Genomic DNA, 13,963 nt, shown 5'->3' on the forward strand with positions numbered 1-13,963 from the left:
CTCGCCGCCCGCTCCCGTCCGCGGCCGGATGCCTACTTTCCCGCGGCCTTGCGGAGCGCTTCGTTGATGCGGTCCTGCCAGCCGGGCCCGCCCTCCTGGAAGAACTCCAGCACGTCCTGGTCGATCCGCAGCGTGACCTGCTCCTTGATCCCCGGTGCCACGTTCTGCTTCGGCGGCGGCGCGGCGACCTTGGCCGTCACCTTCTTGAACGCCGCCTCGGCCTCCGACCGCGCATCGCCCAACGTGCGCGGCCGTCTCGGTTGATCCGCCATCTCTCAGATTCCCTCAAACAAAGCCGTCGAAAGATACCGCTCCGAGAAGGACGGCACTATAGCCAGGATGGTTTTTCCCGCGGCTTCTGGCCGCTTGCCGATCTCGAGCGCAGCCGCAATCGCTGCACCGGACGAGATGCCGCCCGGGATCCCCTCATGCCGCGCCAACGCCCGCGAGGTCTCGATCGCGGCGGTCGAGTTGATTTTGACGATTTCATCGATGACGGAGCGGTCGAGAATATCAGGCACGAAGCCTGCGCCGATGCCCTGGATCTTGTGCGGCGTGTGCTGGCCGCCCGACAGCACCGGGCTCTCCTCGGGCTCGACTGCGACCACGCGCAAGGACGGCTTGCGCGGCTTCAGGACCTGACCGACACCTGTGATGGTGCCACCGGTGCCGACGCCGGCGACGAAGAAGTCGATATTGCCGGCAGTGTCGTTCCAGATCTCCTCCGCCGTGGTGCGACGGTGCACCTCGGGATTGGCGAGGTTCTTGAACTGCTGCGGCATCACCGAGTTCGGCGTCGTCTTCAGAAGTTCTTCGGCCGCCGCGATCGCGCCCTTCATGCCTTGCGCGGCCGGCGTCAGCACCAGCTCGGCACCAAGGAAGGCCAACATCTTGCGTCGCTCGATCGACATGGACTCCGGCATCACCAGCTTCAGCCTGTAGCCGCGCGAGGCGGCGACGAAGGCGAGCGCGATGCCGGTATTGCCGGAGGTCGGCTCGATCAGCACCGTGTCGGGCTTGATGATGCCGGCCTTTTCCATGGCGATGATCATGGCCGCGCCGATGCGGTCCTTCACACTCGCCGCCGGATTGAAATATTCGAGCTTGGCCAGAATGGTCGCATTGACGCCGTGCATGCCCGGCAGCCGGCGCAGACGCACGATCGGCGTATCGCCGAAGGCCTCGACGATCGAGTCATAGATCCGGCCGCGGCCGGGTTGGTGTCCCGTCTTGGACGATGCGTCCATGATCAACTCCCTGTTACGACGATTCGTGGCGTTTCCCGTGCGTCTGGATCGCATGATCGTCAACGTCCGTGCAATCACAATAGCAACCCGCGCGACCGACTTCCATCGGCGGGCCAGATTTCACATTCGCACGGATACTCAATCGGTTGCAGACATTTTCAGGTGTCACTCAAGGACCTCGGAGGCAGTATGCGCGCCGTGTGCTGACCACTGGCTTCGAGACAATTGCAATGAATGCCCATCTTGAAATGACTGCATCCTGGATGCGCCCGCTGGCGATCGCTTTTGCTATCGCCGCCTCCGTCGTCCTCCCTGCCCGTGCAGCCGAGCTTGTGCAACCGAGGCAGCTCGTCATCGATGCGAGTCTGCCCGAGGCGCGGCGCGAAGCGCAAATCCTCGCAGCCCGGCGCTATGACTCGTTCTGGAATACCGGCGAAGAGCAATTCGCGACCGACGCGCTCGCGCCCGATTTCATGGACCGCACCTTGCCGCCCGGACGGGCCCAGGGGGTTGCAGGTCCCCTTGCCGCTTCGAAGTTCGTCCGCACGGCCATTCCCGATCTCACCTGCGAGATCGAGCAGATGATCGTGGCCGGAGATCGCGTGGTCACTCATTTGCACTTCCGTGGGCACTTCACGGGGCGCTTTAGGGAAGCCCAGGGCAACGGCGAAGCGATCGACTTCATCGCGACCGACATCTACCGCATCGCCAACGGCCGTATCGCCGAGAACTGGCATCTCGAAGACAATCTCACCTTGCTGCAGCAGCTCGGCCTCGTTGCGAAATGAATATCTGAGGAGCGTCGCATGTGGAAAACCCTGGCAGTTGCCCTGCCGCTCGCCGTCGTCGCATACGCAGGCGGCGCCAGGTTCGGCAGCCAACCCGCGCATATGGCATCGCAAATGCTGATGTCCGAGCTGTGCGGCGACGAGGCGCCATTCATGGTTGAAAATCAGGCCGCGATGCATCGGATGATGAGCGACATGGATATTGCTCCATCCGGTGATGTCGATCGTGACTTCTCAGCCATGATGATTCCGCACCATCGCGGTGCGATTGCGATGGCGCAGGCCGAATTGCGCTACGGCCGAAACGAATCCCTGCGGCGCATCGCCCAGGAAATCATTGTCGATCAGCAGCAAGAGATCGCCGTCATGCGCCTGGCGCTTGATCAGCCGTCGCCGCCGACTACGGCCACGGCGGCCTTGGTGCGGAAATAAGAGGGAGACCATGTCATGAAGCGAATTTTCGCGCTCGCAACGTCGCTTTGCCTGTCGAGTCTCTCTGCGACGTCGGGCTGGAGCGGACAGGCGCCGGGGCCCTCCGCCGCGGCCGACATTCCGGTCAGCCATCATGACCGGGTCTATGCGGCCGAGCAATTCTCCAACACCGTCTCGGTGACCGATCCCGCCGACAACAAGCTGCTCGGCGTCATCCGGCTGGGCGCGCCGTCGCCGCAAAACTTCAGTCCGCTCTACCGGGGACAGCTGCTGGTGCATGGCATGGGATTTTCACCCGACCATCGCACGCTGGCGGTGGTCTCGATCGGCTCCAACTCGGTCACGTTCATCGACACTGCGACCAACATGGTCAAGCACACGACCTATGTCGGCCGCTCTCCGCATGAAGCCTTCTTCACGCCCGACGGCAAGGAAGTCTGGGTGACCGTACGCGGCGAGAACTACGTGGCCGTGCTCGATCCCGTCAGCTTTGAAGAGAAGACGCGGATCGTGGTGGCAAATGGACCGGGGATGCAGATCTTCTCGCCCGACGGCAAATACGGCTATGTCTGCTCGTCGTTCAATCCGGAGATCGCCGTCATCTCCGTTGCCGATCATGCCATCGTCGGCAAGGTCGCGCAGGCGAGCCCGTTCTGTCCCGATCTCGCAGCGACGCCTGATGGAGCACAAGTCTGGTTCACGCTGAAGGATACCGGCAAGGCGCAAGTCTTCGACGCCCGGCCTCCCTTCAACCTGCTCAAGACGCTGGACACCGGCCCGATCACCAACCACGTCAACATCGTCCGTAACGCGAATGGGCAGTTCGCCTACATCACCGTTGGCGGCCTGAACGAGATCCAGGTCTACCGCACCGACGACTTCACCAAGGTCGCAACCATTCCGGTCGGCAAGCTGCCTCACGGCATCTGGCCATCGGGTGATGGTTCACGGGTCTATGTCGGATTGGAGAATGACGACCAGCTCGCCGCGATCGACACGCTCTCGAACAGCGTCATTGCCAATATCCCGATCGGCCAGGCGCCCCAGGCCGTCGCCTACGTGCCCGGTGCAGTGCCGACGGCGCGCGAGTCCGGCAATGGTGCCATGAGCGTCATGGACGACGCCGCCAGTCCCGAAGCCACCAATCTGCAGCAGCTCGGCATTGCCGGACAAGTTGCGCATTTCGCCATGGCCGCGGTCGGTCAAGCCTCAGAGCATCCGAAGGCGCTGACCAGTGTCAGCCTGTTTGACCAGGGCCTGTCCCAGGTGTTGCAGGCGGCAGCGACGGGTCTCGAACCGAAGCACGCCTATGTGCTGGCACTCGCCACGCATCCCGACGGCAGCGGCAAGCTCGAACCTCTGGCAGGCTTCATGACCAACCCGGCCGGATCGGCCATCGTGAACGCGCTGGGTCCGATCCGTCAGATTGTACAGAGCGACACTCAAGATGCGCGTCGCTATCTTGTGATCGCGCCGGGCTCCATGACCGAATTTGGAAAACCGGTGCAGGTCCAGGCGCCCTGAGCTGCGTGAGATGACATCCCGTCAACAGAATGTCATCTAACCTATCGCAATGCACACGGTTGTTTGCATTGCGATAGAGGCGGAGCCAAACCAGAGAAGGTATCGAAGCAGAAGCAATTACGAAAAATCAACGCATTCGTGTTGCGACCTCGTCAACTGATTCTGCTTATGTTAGACTTAGGTCTCAAAGCAGGGGTTAAGCAGGGAGGTCACCACGATGTCAGCAATCGCTGAAGTGTTGTCGACCGTCGCGCCGAGGCGTGATCCGCGTTGTAGCGAGTTGCCAACCTGTCCCGTGTGTGCCGACTCCATGGTCGCCGCCGAAGCGTCCGCCTACGTCTCAGACCACATGATCAGCTATCTCTGGACCTGCGACACTTGCGGCTACGGCTTCGTCACCAAGCACGCCGTCAAGCAGCGGCTGGTGTGCAACTAGCCCAATCGCTCTAGCGCGGGGCGATGTCGCCCCTCGCCCAGTCCTCGCGCGTACGCTGATAAAACTCATCGAACGTTCCGTGTGCGATCGCGTCCCTGATGCCCTGCATCAGGAACTGGTAGTAAGCGATATTGATTTCAGACAGCAGCATCGCCCCCAGCGTCTCGCCGGCCTTGACGAGATGATGCAGGTAAGCGCGCGCGTAGTTGCGCGCGGATGGCCATGAGCTCTCCTCATCAAGCGGGCGCGGATCGTCGGCGTGGCGCGCGTTGCGCAGATTGACCTGGCCGAAACGCGTGAAGGCGACGCCGTGGCGGCCATTTCGCGTCGGCATCACGCAATCGAACATGTCGACGCCGCGCTTCACCGCCTCCAGAATGTCGTCGGGCGTGCCGACGCCCATCAGATAACGCGGTCGGTCGGTCGGCAGTGCCGGCGCGGTCTCGTCGATCATGGCCAGCATCACCGCCTGCGGCTCGCCGACGGCAAGGCCGCCGATCGCATAGCCATGAAAGCCGATCTCGACGAGGCCTTGCGCGCTGGCATGGCGCAGCTGAGGAATGTCGCCGCCCTGCACGATGCCGAACAGCATGTAGCCGTCGGGCGCACTCTCGAAAGCCCGCTTGCTTCGCTCGGCCCAGCGCAGCGACAGACGCATCGCGCGGTCGATGTCGTCGCGCTCCGCCGGCAGCCGCACGCATTCGTCCATCTGCATCGCGATGTCGGAGCCGAGCAGGCGCTGCACCTCGATCGAGCGTTCCGGCGACAGCTCGATCTTGGCGCCGTCGATATGCGAGCGGAACGTGACGGCGTGCTCGCTGATCTTGCGCAGATCCGACAGCGACATCACCTGGAAGCCGCCGGAATCCGTCAGCATCGGCCCGTTCCAGCCGGTAAATCTCTGCAGGCCACCGAGGCCGTTGATGCGCTCCGCGCCGGGACGCAACATCAGATGATAGGTGTTGCCGAGCACGATATCGGCGCCTGCATCGCGCACCTCGCGCCAGTGCATGCCCTTCATGGCACCGGCCGTGCCGACCGGCATGAAGGCCGGGGTCCGCACCACGCCATGGGGCGTGGTCAGGCGGCCGGTGCGCGCCGAGCCATCGGTGGCAAGCAATTCGAAATGATTGGGTAGAGGACTCATGGCGCCGCTTATTGCGTGTCGGGCCTGGCCAATCAACCCGCCCGGACCACGATGCCCCAGACTGGGACACTGCTGAAGCGGACGTGATGCCGGTCACGCTTGATAAATAAAACGATACAGTATAGTTTAATAGCGGGGCTGGACGAGACGCCGCGGCAAATTGCCGGCGGCCGTAGATGCGTGATCGTCAGCCACCGACCGATGCCCCTCCCCAATTGCTCGACCGATACGTCCAGCCTCCCCGATGGCTGGACAATGCGAACCGGCGCCCGCCTGCTCACGTCGCTGGTCCTGATGTGCAGCCTGGCGCTCACCGCCTGCACCTCGCTCCCCCGCACGCCCTATACGGCGGCCGAGGCGAGCGCCTCGCGCGTGCTCGATATCGACGGCCTGCGGCGCTATGCCGACGAGCCCATCACGAAGTTCAGCTTCGAGCAGGACAAGGCGGCCGGGAGCAGAACCTATCTGGCGCTCTCCGGCGGCGGTGCCGATGGCGCCTACGGCGTCGGCGTGCTGAACGGCTGGACCGCAGCGCGTAACCGCCCGACCTTCACTGTTGTCTCGGGCGTGAGCACCGGCGGCCTGATCGCGCCCTTTGCCTTCCTCGGATCGCAATATGACGACACGCTTCGGGAGCTCTACACCAGCGGCATCGCCGAGAGCCTGCTGAACGATCCCAGCATCATGCGCGTGCTGTTCGGCTCCGGCCTGTTCGGCAATACGCGGCTGCGCGAGCTGGTCGCGCGCTATGTCGGGCCTGAGATCATGGCACAGGTCGCCCGCGAGAACGCCAAGGGCCGACGGCTGCTGGTGGTCACCACCGATCTCGACACCCAGCGCACCGCGATCTGGGACATGGGCAAGATCGCCGCGGTCCGCACGCCCGAGGCGCTGAAACTGTTTCGCGACGTGATGGCGGCCTCGGCCAGCATTCCGCTGGTGTTTCCGCCGATCCTGATCGAGGCCGAAGGCCAGGGCCGCAAGTTTCAGGAGATGCATGTCGATGGCGGCGTAACGGCGCCCGTGCTGACCTTGCCGGAGGCCCTGCTGTTCCAGGGGCGCCTGCCGGGCAACGCGAAGATGGACATCTACATCCTCGTCAACAAGAAGATCGAACGCAATTTCGAGCTCGTCGCCAACAGCACGATCGATGTCGCCTCACGCAGCCTGTCCTCGATCACGCAATCGCAGACGCGCTCGATCATCTTCTCGACCTATGATTTCGCCCAGCGTAACCACCTCGGCTTCCATCTCTCCTACATCGAGCGCGATTATCCGGCGCCGCCGTCCGAAGGCTTCGACACCGGCTATATGCGGGCGCTCTACCAATACGGATACGAGAAAGCGGCCGGTGGCCAGGCCTGGACCTCGCGGATGCCGTGACGTCCGCCTCGTGGAACAGGGCTCGTGGCGAGGTCGTTGACGACGCGGCCAATTCGGCCGGATTCGACGCCCCGGTTGCTGCGCGTTATAGAGCAATGACCATCGGCACGATCGCGCAGGAATCATTGGGCATGGGATTGGCTGCGACCAGGACAAGAACGGCTGCACCACGCCGCGAGGCCTCGAAATCGCGTGGCGGCCGGCCGACCAAGAGTGCAGCGATCGAGCGCGACCAGCGCCTGATCGAGGTTGCCACCCGCCTGTTCCTCGATCGCGGTTTCGATGCGACCTCGCTCGACGCGGTGGCGGAAGCAGCCCGCGTCAGCAAGCCCACCGTCTATTCCCGCTACGGCGACAAGCGCGGCCTGTTCGCCGCCGTGCTGAGGCGCGAGATCGCGCGCTGGCTTGCGCCGCTGTCGGCCGCCGCCGAGACGCAACTCGGCAACTCCTCCGACATCTCGGTCGAACAGCGGCTGATCGAGATCGGGCGCGAAATGCTCAATTTCACCTGCGGACCCGATGCCGTCGCCTTCAGTCGCATGATGACTTCGCAGGCCATCAATTTTCCCGACATCGCCAAGCTCGGCAAGGAAGAAGGCTGGCTGAAGGCCGTCGCCACCACCGCGCGCTTCTTCGACCATCTGGTGACGCAAGGCGCGCTCGATGTCGACGACACCACGATCGCGGCTGAAGTGTTCCTCGACGTCGTCGTCGGCCACACCCACCGCATGGCGACGTTCGGCACGCCGATGGAACTCAAGGCGGCCGAGAAGCGGATGCGCGCGGCGATCAAGCTGTTCCTGGCCGGCGCGATCGGTCCCGCAGACCGCATCCAGGGCGCCCCAAAAGCCGCCCAACGGCGTCGTCCCTCCCGCTGACATTTCCGTGAGACCGGCGATTTGTCCCCTGCGGACGATGGCCTGTTCGTTGACCAAAATAAAACGATACGGTATGGTTTTGTTTATAGAGCGGTGCGGGCCCCTTTTTTCACCAGCCCCAAAAGAGGACCGAACCGCTTGGATCGCCGCGACGGGACAGCCCGTTGCGGCAATCAGCGGCCGGCCATTGCCCGTGGTCGGCCGCGACTTCTTTACGATTATCCGGCACACTTGCTGGTTCAAGGCTTGCCGGCCGAGGGTTCGACCATGAGCACGACAGGACGACGGGTGTACGGTTTGCTGGCGATTGCCCTGACGGGGCTGCTCGTCGCAGCGCCGGCCCGCGCGATCGTCTCGGCGGGCTCTACACCCACCGCTCTCCACGACGAGACAGATGGGGACGCCGCAGCGGACCGCCAGGCCGTCAGCCGCGAGATCGAACGTTTCCGCAGCTCGTCGATCTCGATCAGCCAGGCCATGGCGATTGCGGAAGCCCGACATGCCGGCGCCACGACCGCGGACATCAGCTTCGACGGCGGCTCGGGCGTACCGGTGTACCGGGTCAAGACCCTGCACAACGACCGGATCTGGCGGCACACCATCAACGCCGCGACCGGCGAGCTCATGGGCGGCGAAGCCGCCCTGCCCCTGACCGAACTGGACCACGACGATCGCAGCAATCTCGCAGCGCTCGGCATCATCAAGCATCGCCTGGCCGATGCGGTCCGCGTCGCCGAGCAGGCAGCGTCCGGCAAGGCCATCAGCGGCGGGCTGGTACGCGAACGTGGCCGGCTCAATTTCGCGATCGTCGTCATCAGCGGCGACGACCTCAAGGAGGTCATCCTCGAGCCACCGGGCGCCCGGGGCAAATAGCGCAGGCCACAATCCCGCCCGAAAGCCATTGACGGACGCAAGACTCTCCCGCATAAGTCGCCGCCATGTTCACGACCACCAAACGCACGACCAAAACCATCACGGCCTTCGGGGCCCGGGGAGGCGTGCGCGCATAGTCGTCGACTAAAACGCATCAGCTCTACCGAAGCCCCGCCCAAGATGGTCCGGGGCTTTTTTGTTGTCTAAATCTCAGCTCAATCGAAATGGAATGGAGGACACTGTGAGTAACGATCCCGTCGTCGCGATTGTCGGCGTCACCGGTGCGGTGGGCGCCGAATTCATCGCCACCATGGACAAGCGTGGTTTTCGCGTCGGCAAGCTCAAGGCGCTCGCCAGCGCCCGCTCCGCCGGCAAGACGGTATCGTTCCGCGGCCAGAACGTCGTCATCGAGGAGCTGACCGAGCGCGCCTTCGAGGGCGTCGACATCGCGCTGTTCTCCGCAGGCAGCGGCATCTCGAAGAAGTTCGCGCCGATCGCGGTCAAGGCCGGCGCCGTCGTCGTCGACAACTCCTCCGCCTTCCGGATGGACCCGAACGTGCCGCTGGTGATCCCCGAGGTGAACGGCAACCGGATCCGCGACCACAAGGGCATCATTGCCAACCCGAACTGCGCAGCGATCACCGCGCTGGTGCCGCTCTGGCCGATCCACCAGAAGAACCGTATCAAGCGCGTGATCATCTCGACCTACCAGGCCGCAAGCGGCGCCGGTGCCGCCGCGATGGACGAGCTCGTCGAATCCACGCGCGCCAATCTCAACGGGCAGGTCTATACGCCCAAGGTGATGCCGCATCCCTACGCCTTCAACCTCTTCAACCACAACACGGCGATCGACCCCGAGACCGGCTACAACGACGAAGAGACCAAGGTCATCAAGGAAACCCGCAAGATCTTCGAAGACGAGAAGATCGCCATCGGCGTCACCTGTGTCCGCGTGCCGGTGCTGCGCGCCCATTGCGAGGCCATCACCTTCGAATGCGAGAAGCCGATCACCGAAGACCAGGTCCGCGCCATCATGGCGCAAGCGCCCGGCGTGAAGGTCGTCGACGATCGCGTGAAGAACTACTTCCCGATGCCGATCGACGCTTCGGGCCAGGACGACGTCCTGGTCGGCCGCATCCGCAAGGACCTCAGCGATCCCTCCGGGCATTCGATCTCGATGTTCGTGGCGGCCGATCAGCTGCTCAAGGGCGCAGCGCTCAACGCAGTGCAGATCGCCGAGCTGTTGCCGCAGCGGGTGATGGCGTAACAGGTACCGGCAGGAACAGGTCTCGTAGGGTGGGCAAAGGCGCGCAAGCGCCGTGCCCACCAGTCTTCTCCGCATTCAAGAAAGACGTGGGCACGCTTCGCTTTGCCCACCCTACGGCACTGCGCGAAACAACAAACACGAATCCCCATACGAATAGAACCGATATCCGCTCGCAATGGCATGCGCGTAGGCCTGCTGCATCGTCTCCAGGCCCGCAAAGGCCGACACCAGCATGAACAGCGTCGACTTCGGCAGATGGAAATTCGTCATCAGGACATCGACGGCGCGGAAGCGATAGCCGGGCGTGATGAAGATCGAGGTCTCGGCCGTGAACGGCTGGATGGTGCCGTCTTCACGCGCTGCGCTTTCGAGCAGCCGCAGTGACGTCGTGCCGACGGCGACAACGCGTCCGCCGTTTTGTCGTGCGGCGTTGAGCCGCTGCGCGGTCTCGGCCGAGATCGTGCCCCACTCGGCGTGCATCTTGTGGCCGTCGGTGTCGTCGACCTTGACCGGCAGGAAGGTCCCTGCCCCGACATGCAGCGTGATGCGGTTGATGCCGACGCCACGCGCGCCGAGCGCCTGCTCCAGCTCCGGCGTAAAGTGGAGCCCCGCGGTGGGCGCGGCCACCGCGCCTTCATTGGCCGCGAACATGGTCTGGTAATCTGCGAGATCCTGATCGTCAGGCGTGCGTTTCGACGCGATATAGGGCGGCAGCGGCGGGCTGCCGAGATCGGCGATGGCCTGGTCGAGCGCCGGGCCGTGGAACGAGAATGACAGCGTCACCTCGCCTTCCGCACCCTTGGCCTCGACCTCGGCATCAAGATGGCCGAGCAGGCAGACCTTGCCTTCATTGCCGAAGCGGATGCGGTCGCCGGCAATCAGCTTCTTCGCGGGCTTCACCAGTGCCTGCCAGCGCGAACCGTCGAGGCGCTTGATCAGCGTCGCCTCGATCTTCGGCTCGGTTTCGCGACCAATGCGGCGCCCCTTGAGTTGCGCCGAAATCACCTTGGTGTCGTTGACGACGAGCTGGTCGCCCGGCTTCAGCCATTGCGGCAGATCGGCGATGGTCTGGTCGCGCAGCGCACCGTTCTCGACCACCAGCATCCTGGCGGAGTGGCGCGGGCTTGCCGGGCGCAACGCGATGCGCTCGGGCGGCAGTTCGAAATCGAAGAGGTCGGTGCGCATTCGTCCTGCCTGGCGCAACAGAGCCAGACCCTCATGGTGAGGAGGCGCGTTAGCGCCGTCTCGAACCATGAAGGCCGAGCTGCAGCGGCGGGGCCATCATCCTTCGAGACGCACGTTCCGCGCTCCTCAGGATGAGGGGCGAGCCCTTACTCCTTGTCGGCGGCCATCCGCGCCTTGACGATCTTGTCCGGGTTCTGCACCGGCTCGCCGCGCTTGATCTTGTCGACGTTCTCCATGCCCTCGGTGACCTTGCCCCACACCGTGTACTGGTTGTCGAGGAAGCGGGCGTCGTCGAAGCAGATGAAGAACTGGCTATCGCCGGAATCGGGGCTGGCGGCGCGCGCCATCGAGGTGGTGCCGCGCACATGCGGCTCCTTGTTGAACTCGGCCTTCAGCTTCTTGCCGGAGCCGCCGGTGCCGGTGCCGTGCGGGCAGCCGGTCTGCGCCATGAAGCCGTCGATCACGCGATGGAACACGATGCCGTCGTAGAAGCCTTCGCGGACCAGCTCCTTGATGCGCGCGACATGGCCGGGCGCGAGGTCGGGCCGCATCTCGATGGTGACGGGGCCCTGCGTGGTCTCGAGGATCAATGTGTTTTCGGTGGCGCTCATGCTCGTCTCTCTTGCGTTAGGGGTGGAGTCTTGTCAGGTGACGTTCTGCGGTTACGGAACTGGATCGCGAATGGACGTCCCGCGGCGGCGCCGGCCATTGCATCGGTAAATGGCATCGGCGTGCAGCGCTGCAACGCCTCCATCACCGCGATCCGGTATTGCAGCCGGTCACTGTCGGAGGCCTCCGCGGATTCATAGGTAATCCTCGGATGGCCCAGAATGTTTCCGGCCCGGTTAAAGCTCACGACGACGGTGATGTCGATAGGGCGAGCCTTGGCCGGCGGCGGCGGCTTCCAGCAGGTCCGCAAGTGCTGGAAGAGGTCCTGGATGGTGTTGACCGGCGCGTCCTCTGCAGCCGCGCCGGTGATGCCGAACAGCAGCACGGCTGCAGCGAACAGGAGCCTGTCGCCGCGGCGCGCCATAAGCCCTCCTACTTGATGTCGGAGGCGACCTGCACCTTCACCATCTTGTCGGGATCGGTGACGGTGCCGCCGGGCGAGCCGGCCGGTGCCTTCTTCAGCTTGTCGACCACGTCCATGCCCTGCACGACCTCGCCGACCACGGTGTACTGGCCATCGAGGCTGCCGCCGTCGGCGAACATGATGAAGAACTGCGAGTTGGCGGTATCGACGCTGTCGCCGCGCCGGGCCATGCCGACGATGCCGCGGGCGAAATGGACCTTGGAGAATTCCTGCTTCAGGTTCGGATATTTGGAGCCGCCGGTGCCGTTGCCGTTCTGGCCGTCGCCGGTCTGGGCCATGAAGCCGTCCATCACGCGGTGGAACGGAACGTTGTTGTAAAAGCCCTCGCGCGCGAGCTGCTTGAGGCGCTCAGCGTGCTGCGGCGCAAGGTCGGTCCGGAGCTTGATGACGATGCGGCCCTTGGTGGTATCGATGACAAGCGCATTGGCCTTGTCGAGATTGGCCGGCAGTTGCTGCGCCGTCGCCGGGACTGCGCCAATCAGCGCGACGAACATCGTGGCAAGAATTGCGAGACGACGGATCATGGACACTCCGGATCAGGTGAGATGAAAAAGCGCGCCGTTATGCGGCGAATTTTGCCTTGAGCTGGGATGCAACGAGCGGCGGGACGAAGGTCGAGACGTCTCCGCCCATGGCGGCGATCTGGCGCACCAATGTGCCGGTAATCGGGCGGACCAAAGGGGACGCCGGCAGGAAGACGGTTTGCACGTCGGGCGCCATGGCGCCGTTCATGCCGGCGAGTTGCATCTCGTAGTCGAGGTCGGTGCCGTCACGCAGGCCCCGAATCATGATGGTCGCACCGAATTTGCGCGCTGCGGTGACTGCGAGATCGTCATAGGTCACGGCCTCGAGCGTACAGCCGGCCTGGGCCGCTATCGGCCCGCAGACGTCGTGGAGCATCTTGAGCCGCTCCTCGGTCGAGAACAGCGGCTTCTTGCCGGGATGGACCCCGATCGCGACCACCAGCCGGTCGCACAGCGGGACACTGTTCCGGACCACGTCCAGATGGCCGTTGGTGATGGGGTCGAAGGAACCCGGATAAAAGGCGATGCGCGGCATGGCCACGTCCTACCGCGCCCGGCCCGGCCCGGCAAGCCGGACAGGTTCCTTGCCCGTTTCCTGTCGGTTTCCTGCCGATTTTTCCGCCAATCCCCGTCGGAAGGCGCCGGATTGTTTCGTCCTCGGGGTGTCCACGAAACAAAACCGCGCACGAACGAAACCATTTCCGGCGTCGGTGAAGACGTCCGGAAACTGGTCATGGTTACTAATCCAGCCAACGAATGACGGGCCGCAAACAAGGCGCAGCGGCCGCATCACAGGGGACCGTCGATGATCAAGGCTCTTTCAGCGATCGCTATTGCTGCGTGTGTTGCTACCGCCCTCACCCTCCTGCCCGGTTTTGCTCCCACCGTTGAAGCGAGCGTCCCGCAGCCGCTGGCCAAGGCCGACCGGCTCGACATCAAGACCATCGGCAGGGAGTGCTCGGAGCGCGCCTGGCCGAATTTCGAGGCGTCCTGCCTGCGCCGCGCCGGCACCAAGGCTGACGTTCGTGTCGCCCGCCTGGTGACGGCAGACCGGACCCCGTAGGCTGTCTGTCAGCTCGGCGTCATAAACCTCGCGATAAACACCATGGATATTTGCGGCGTCTCGTCGCAGACTGTGTGACGCTCGCGCCCCTCGGAATGGCCCGACGGGCGCGGTCCCATTGAG

17 protein-coding genes are annotated in these 13,963 nt (G+C 64.0%); 9 read left to right on the plus strand and 8 right to left on the minus strand.

All coding sequences use genetic code 11. The annotated features are described in order from the left end of the window. Positions 1–32: 32 nt before the first annotated feature. Positions 33–272, minus strand: a complete 240-nt coding sequence (locus NLM31_RS23510; RefSeq protein ID WP_254193819.1) for a BrnA antitoxin family protein — start codon at positions 270–272, stop codon at positions 33–35. 3 nt (positions 273–275) lie between these two features. Then, positions 276–1,247, minus strand: coding sequence for a cysteine synthase A (gene cysK / locus NLM31_RS23515; RefSeq protein WP_254193820.1), 972 nt, complete (start codon positions 1,245–1,247; stop codon positions 276–278). A 230-nt stretch (positions 1,248–1,477) separates the two neighbouring features. Here cysK and NLM31_RS23520 point away from each other — a divergent pair, with 230 nt between their 5' ends. From NLM31_RS23520 to NLM31_RS23535, 4 genes are all read left to right on the plus strand, one after another. After that, positions 1,478–2,035, plus strand: a complete 558-nt coding sequence (locus tag NLM31_RS23520; RefSeq protein WP_254193821.1) for an ester cyclase — start codon at positions 1,478–1,480, stop codon at positions 2,033–2,035. A gap of 18 nt (positions 2,036–2,053) precedes the next feature. Continuing rightward, positions 2,054–2,467 carry a DUF305 domain-containing protein gene (locus NLM31_RS23525; protein ID WP_254193822.1) on the plus strand — a complete coding sequence of 138 codons (414 nt, stop codon included), beginning with the start codon at positions 2,054–2,056 and terminating at the stop codon, positions 2,465–2,467. Positions 2,468–2,482: 15 nt separating this feature from the next. After that, positions 2,483–3,991: a YncE family protein gene (locus tag NLM31_RS23530; protein ID WP_254193823.1), complete on the plus strand. Its 1,509-nt coding sequence runs from the start codon at positions 2,483–2,485 to the stop codon at positions 3,989–3,991. Positions 3,992–4,208: 217 nt separating this feature from the next. Next, a complete protein-coding gene (locus NLM31_RS23535; protein WP_254131623.1) occupies positions 4,209–4,427 on the plus strand; it encodes a hypothetical protein in 219 nt (72 codons plus the stop codon). A 10-nt stretch (positions 4,428–4,437) separates the two neighbouring features. Here NLM31_RS23535 and tgt read toward each other — a convergent pair whose 3' ends face one another. Then, the gene (tgt, locus tag NLM31_RS23540; RefSeq protein ID WP_254193824.1) at positions 4,438–5,574 is read right to left on the minus strand and encodes a tRNA guanosine(34) transglycosylase Tgt; all 1,137 of its coding nucleotides are present in this window, start codon (positions 5,572–5,574) and stop codon (positions 4,438–4,440) included. A 255-nt stretch (positions 5,575–5,829) separates the two neighbouring features. Here tgt and NLM31_RS23545 point away from each other — a divergent pair, with 255 nt between their 5' ends. From NLM31_RS23545 to NLM31_RS23560, 4 genes are all read left to right on the plus strand, one after another. After that, positions 5,830–6,957, plus strand: a complete 1,128-nt coding sequence (locus tag NLM31_RS23545; RefSeq protein WP_254193825.1) for a patatin-like phospholipase family protein — start codon at positions 5,830–5,832, stop codon at positions 6,955–6,957. A gap of 131 nt (positions 6,958–7,088) precedes the next feature. Beyond that, positions 7,089–7,835, plus strand: a complete 747-nt coding sequence (locus tag NLM31_RS23550; protein ID WP_254135419.1) for a TetR/AcrR family transcriptional regulator — start codon at positions 7,089–7,091, stop codon at positions 7,833–7,835. Between the two features lie 138 nt (positions 7,836–7,973). Then, entirely contained in the window at positions 7,974–8,708 is a 735-nt protein-coding gene (locus tag NLM31_RS23555) for a PepSY domain-containing protein (RefSeq protein ID WP_254193826.1), read from the plus strand. 229 nt (positions 8,709–8,937) lie between these two features. Beyond that, positions 8,938–9,975 (plus strand): aspartate-semialdehyde dehydrogenase, encoded by a 1,038-nt coding sequence (locus tag NLM31_RS23560; protein ID WP_254193827.1) that lies wholly within the window; start codon positions 8,938–8,940, stop codon positions 9,973–9,975. A 111-nt stretch (positions 9,976–10,086) separates the two neighbouring features. Here the strand turns inward: NLM31_RS23560 and queA are convergent, their stop codons facing one another. From queA to coaD, 5 genes are all read right to left on the minus strand, one after another. Continuing rightward, positions 10,087–11,160 (minus strand): tRNA preQ1(34) S-adenosylmethionine ribosyltransferase-isomerase QueA, encoded by a 1,074-nt coding sequence (queA, locus tag NLM31_RS23565; RefSeq protein WP_254193828.1) that lies wholly within the window; start codon positions 11,158–11,160, stop codon positions 10,087–10,089. Between the two features lie 146 nt (positions 11,161–11,306). Then, positions 11,307–11,771, minus strand: a complete 465-nt coding sequence (locus tag NLM31_RS23570; RefSeq protein WP_254131629.1) for a peptidylprolyl isomerase — start codon at positions 11,769–11,771, stop codon at positions 11,307–11,309. Continuing rightward, positions 11,768–12,193, minus strand: coding sequence for a hypothetical protein (locus tag NLM31_RS23575; protein ID WP_254193829.1), 426 nt, complete (start codon positions 12,191–12,193; stop codon positions 11,768–11,770). The genes NLM31_RS23570 and NLM31_RS23575 overlap by 4 nt, the downstream gene beginning before the upstream one ends. A gap of 8 nt (positions 12,194–12,201) precedes the next feature. After that, the gene (locus tag NLM31_RS23580) at positions 12,202–12,777 is read right to left on the minus strand and encodes a peptidylprolyl isomerase (RefSeq protein WP_254131631.1); all 576 of its coding nucleotides are present in this window, start codon (positions 12,775–12,777) and stop codon (positions 12,202–12,204) included. A gap of 37 nt (positions 12,778–12,814) precedes the next feature. Beyond that, on the minus strand, positions 12,815–13,312 hold the full coding sequence (gene coaD, locus NLM31_RS23585) for a pantetheine-phosphate adenylyltransferase (protein ID WP_254193830.1): 498 nt from the start codon (positions 13,310–13,312) through the stop codon (positions 12,815–12,817). Positions 13,313–13,582: 270 nt separating this feature from the next. On the opposite strand from coaD, the gene NLM31_RS23590 reads away from it, so the two are divergent. Then, positions 13,583–13,840 (plus strand): hypothetical protein, encoded by a 258-nt coding sequence (locus NLM31_RS23590; protein WP_254131633.1) that lies wholly within the window; start codon positions 13,583–13,585, stop codon positions 13,838–13,840. Positions 13,841–13,963: the final 123 nt, after the last annotated feature.

Source organism: Bradyrhizobium sp. CCGUVB4N (assembly GCF_024199945.1).
Classification (GTDB): Bacteria; Pseudomonadota; Alphaproteobacteria; order Rhizobiales; family Xanthobacteraceae; genus Bradyrhizobium.

What these genes read in the sequence shown, in the direction of transcription:
- NLM31_RS23510 (WP_254193819.1), bottom strand. Translation starts at nt 272, where the DNA reads ATGGCGGATCAACCGAGACGGCCGCGCACGTTGGGCGATGCGCGGTCG.
- cysK (WP_254193820.1), bottom strand. Translation starts at nt 1,247, where the DNA reads ATGGACGCATCGTCCAAGACGGGACACCAACCCGGCCGCGGCCGGATC.
- NLM31_RS23520 (WP_254193821.1), top strand. Translation starts at nt 1,478, where the DNA reads ATGAATGCCCATCTTGAAATGACTGCATCCTGGATGCGCCCGCTGGCG.
- NLM31_RS23525 (WP_254193822.1), top strand. Translation starts at nt 2,054, where the DNA reads ATGTGGAAAACCCTGGCAGTTGCCCTGCCGCTCGCCGTCGTCGCATAC.
- NLM31_RS23530 (WP_254193823.1), top strand. Translation starts at nt 2,483, where the DNA reads ATGAAGCGAATTTTCGCGCTCGCAACGTCGCTTTGCCTGTCGAGTCTC.
- NLM31_RS23535 (WP_254131623.1), top strand. Translation starts at nt 4,209, where the DNA reads ATGTCAGCAATCGCTGAAGTGTTGTCGACCGTCGCGCCGAGGCGTGAT.
- tgt (WP_254193824.1), bottom strand. Translation starts at nt 5,574, where the DNA reads ATGAGTCCTCTACCCAATCATTTCGAATTGCTTGCCACCGATGGCTCG.
- NLM31_RS23545 (WP_254193825.1), top strand. Translation starts at nt 5,830, where the DNA reads ATGCGAACCGGCGCCCGCCTGCTCACGTCGCTGGTCCTGATGTGCAGC.
- NLM31_RS23550 (WP_254135419.1), top strand. Translation starts at nt 7,089, where the DNA reads ATGGGATTGGCTGCGACCAGGACAAGAACGGCTGCACCACGCCGCGAG.
- NLM31_RS23560 (WP_254193827.1), top strand. Translation starts at nt 8,938, where the DNA reads ATGGAGGACACTGTGAGTAACGATCCCGTCGTCGCGATTGTCGGCGTC.
- queA (WP_254193828.1), bottom strand. Translation starts at nt 11,160, where the DNA reads ATGCGCACCGACCTCTTCGATTTCGAACTGCCGCCCGAGCGCATCGCG.
- NLM31_RS23570 (WP_254131629.1), bottom strand. Translation starts at nt 11,771, where the DNA reads ATGAGCGCCACCGAAAACACATTGATCCTCGAGACCACGCAGGGCCCC.
- NLM31_RS23575 (WP_254193829.1), bottom strand. Translation starts at nt 12,193, where the DNA reads ATGGCGCGCCGCGGCGACAGGCTCCTGTTCGCTGCAGCCGTGCTGCTG.
- NLM31_RS23580 (WP_254131631.1), bottom strand. Translation starts at nt 12,777, where the DNA reads ATGATCCGTCGTCTCGCAATTCTTGCCACGATGTTCGTCGCGCTGATT.
- coaD (WP_254193830.1), bottom strand. Translation starts at nt 13,312, where the DNA reads ATGCCGCGCATCGCCTTTTATCCGGGTTCCTTCGACCCCATCACCAAC.
- NLM31_RS23590 (WP_254131633.1), top strand. Translation starts at nt 13,583, where the DNA reads ATGATCAAGGCTCTTTCAGCGATCGCTATTGCTGCGTGTGTTGCTACC.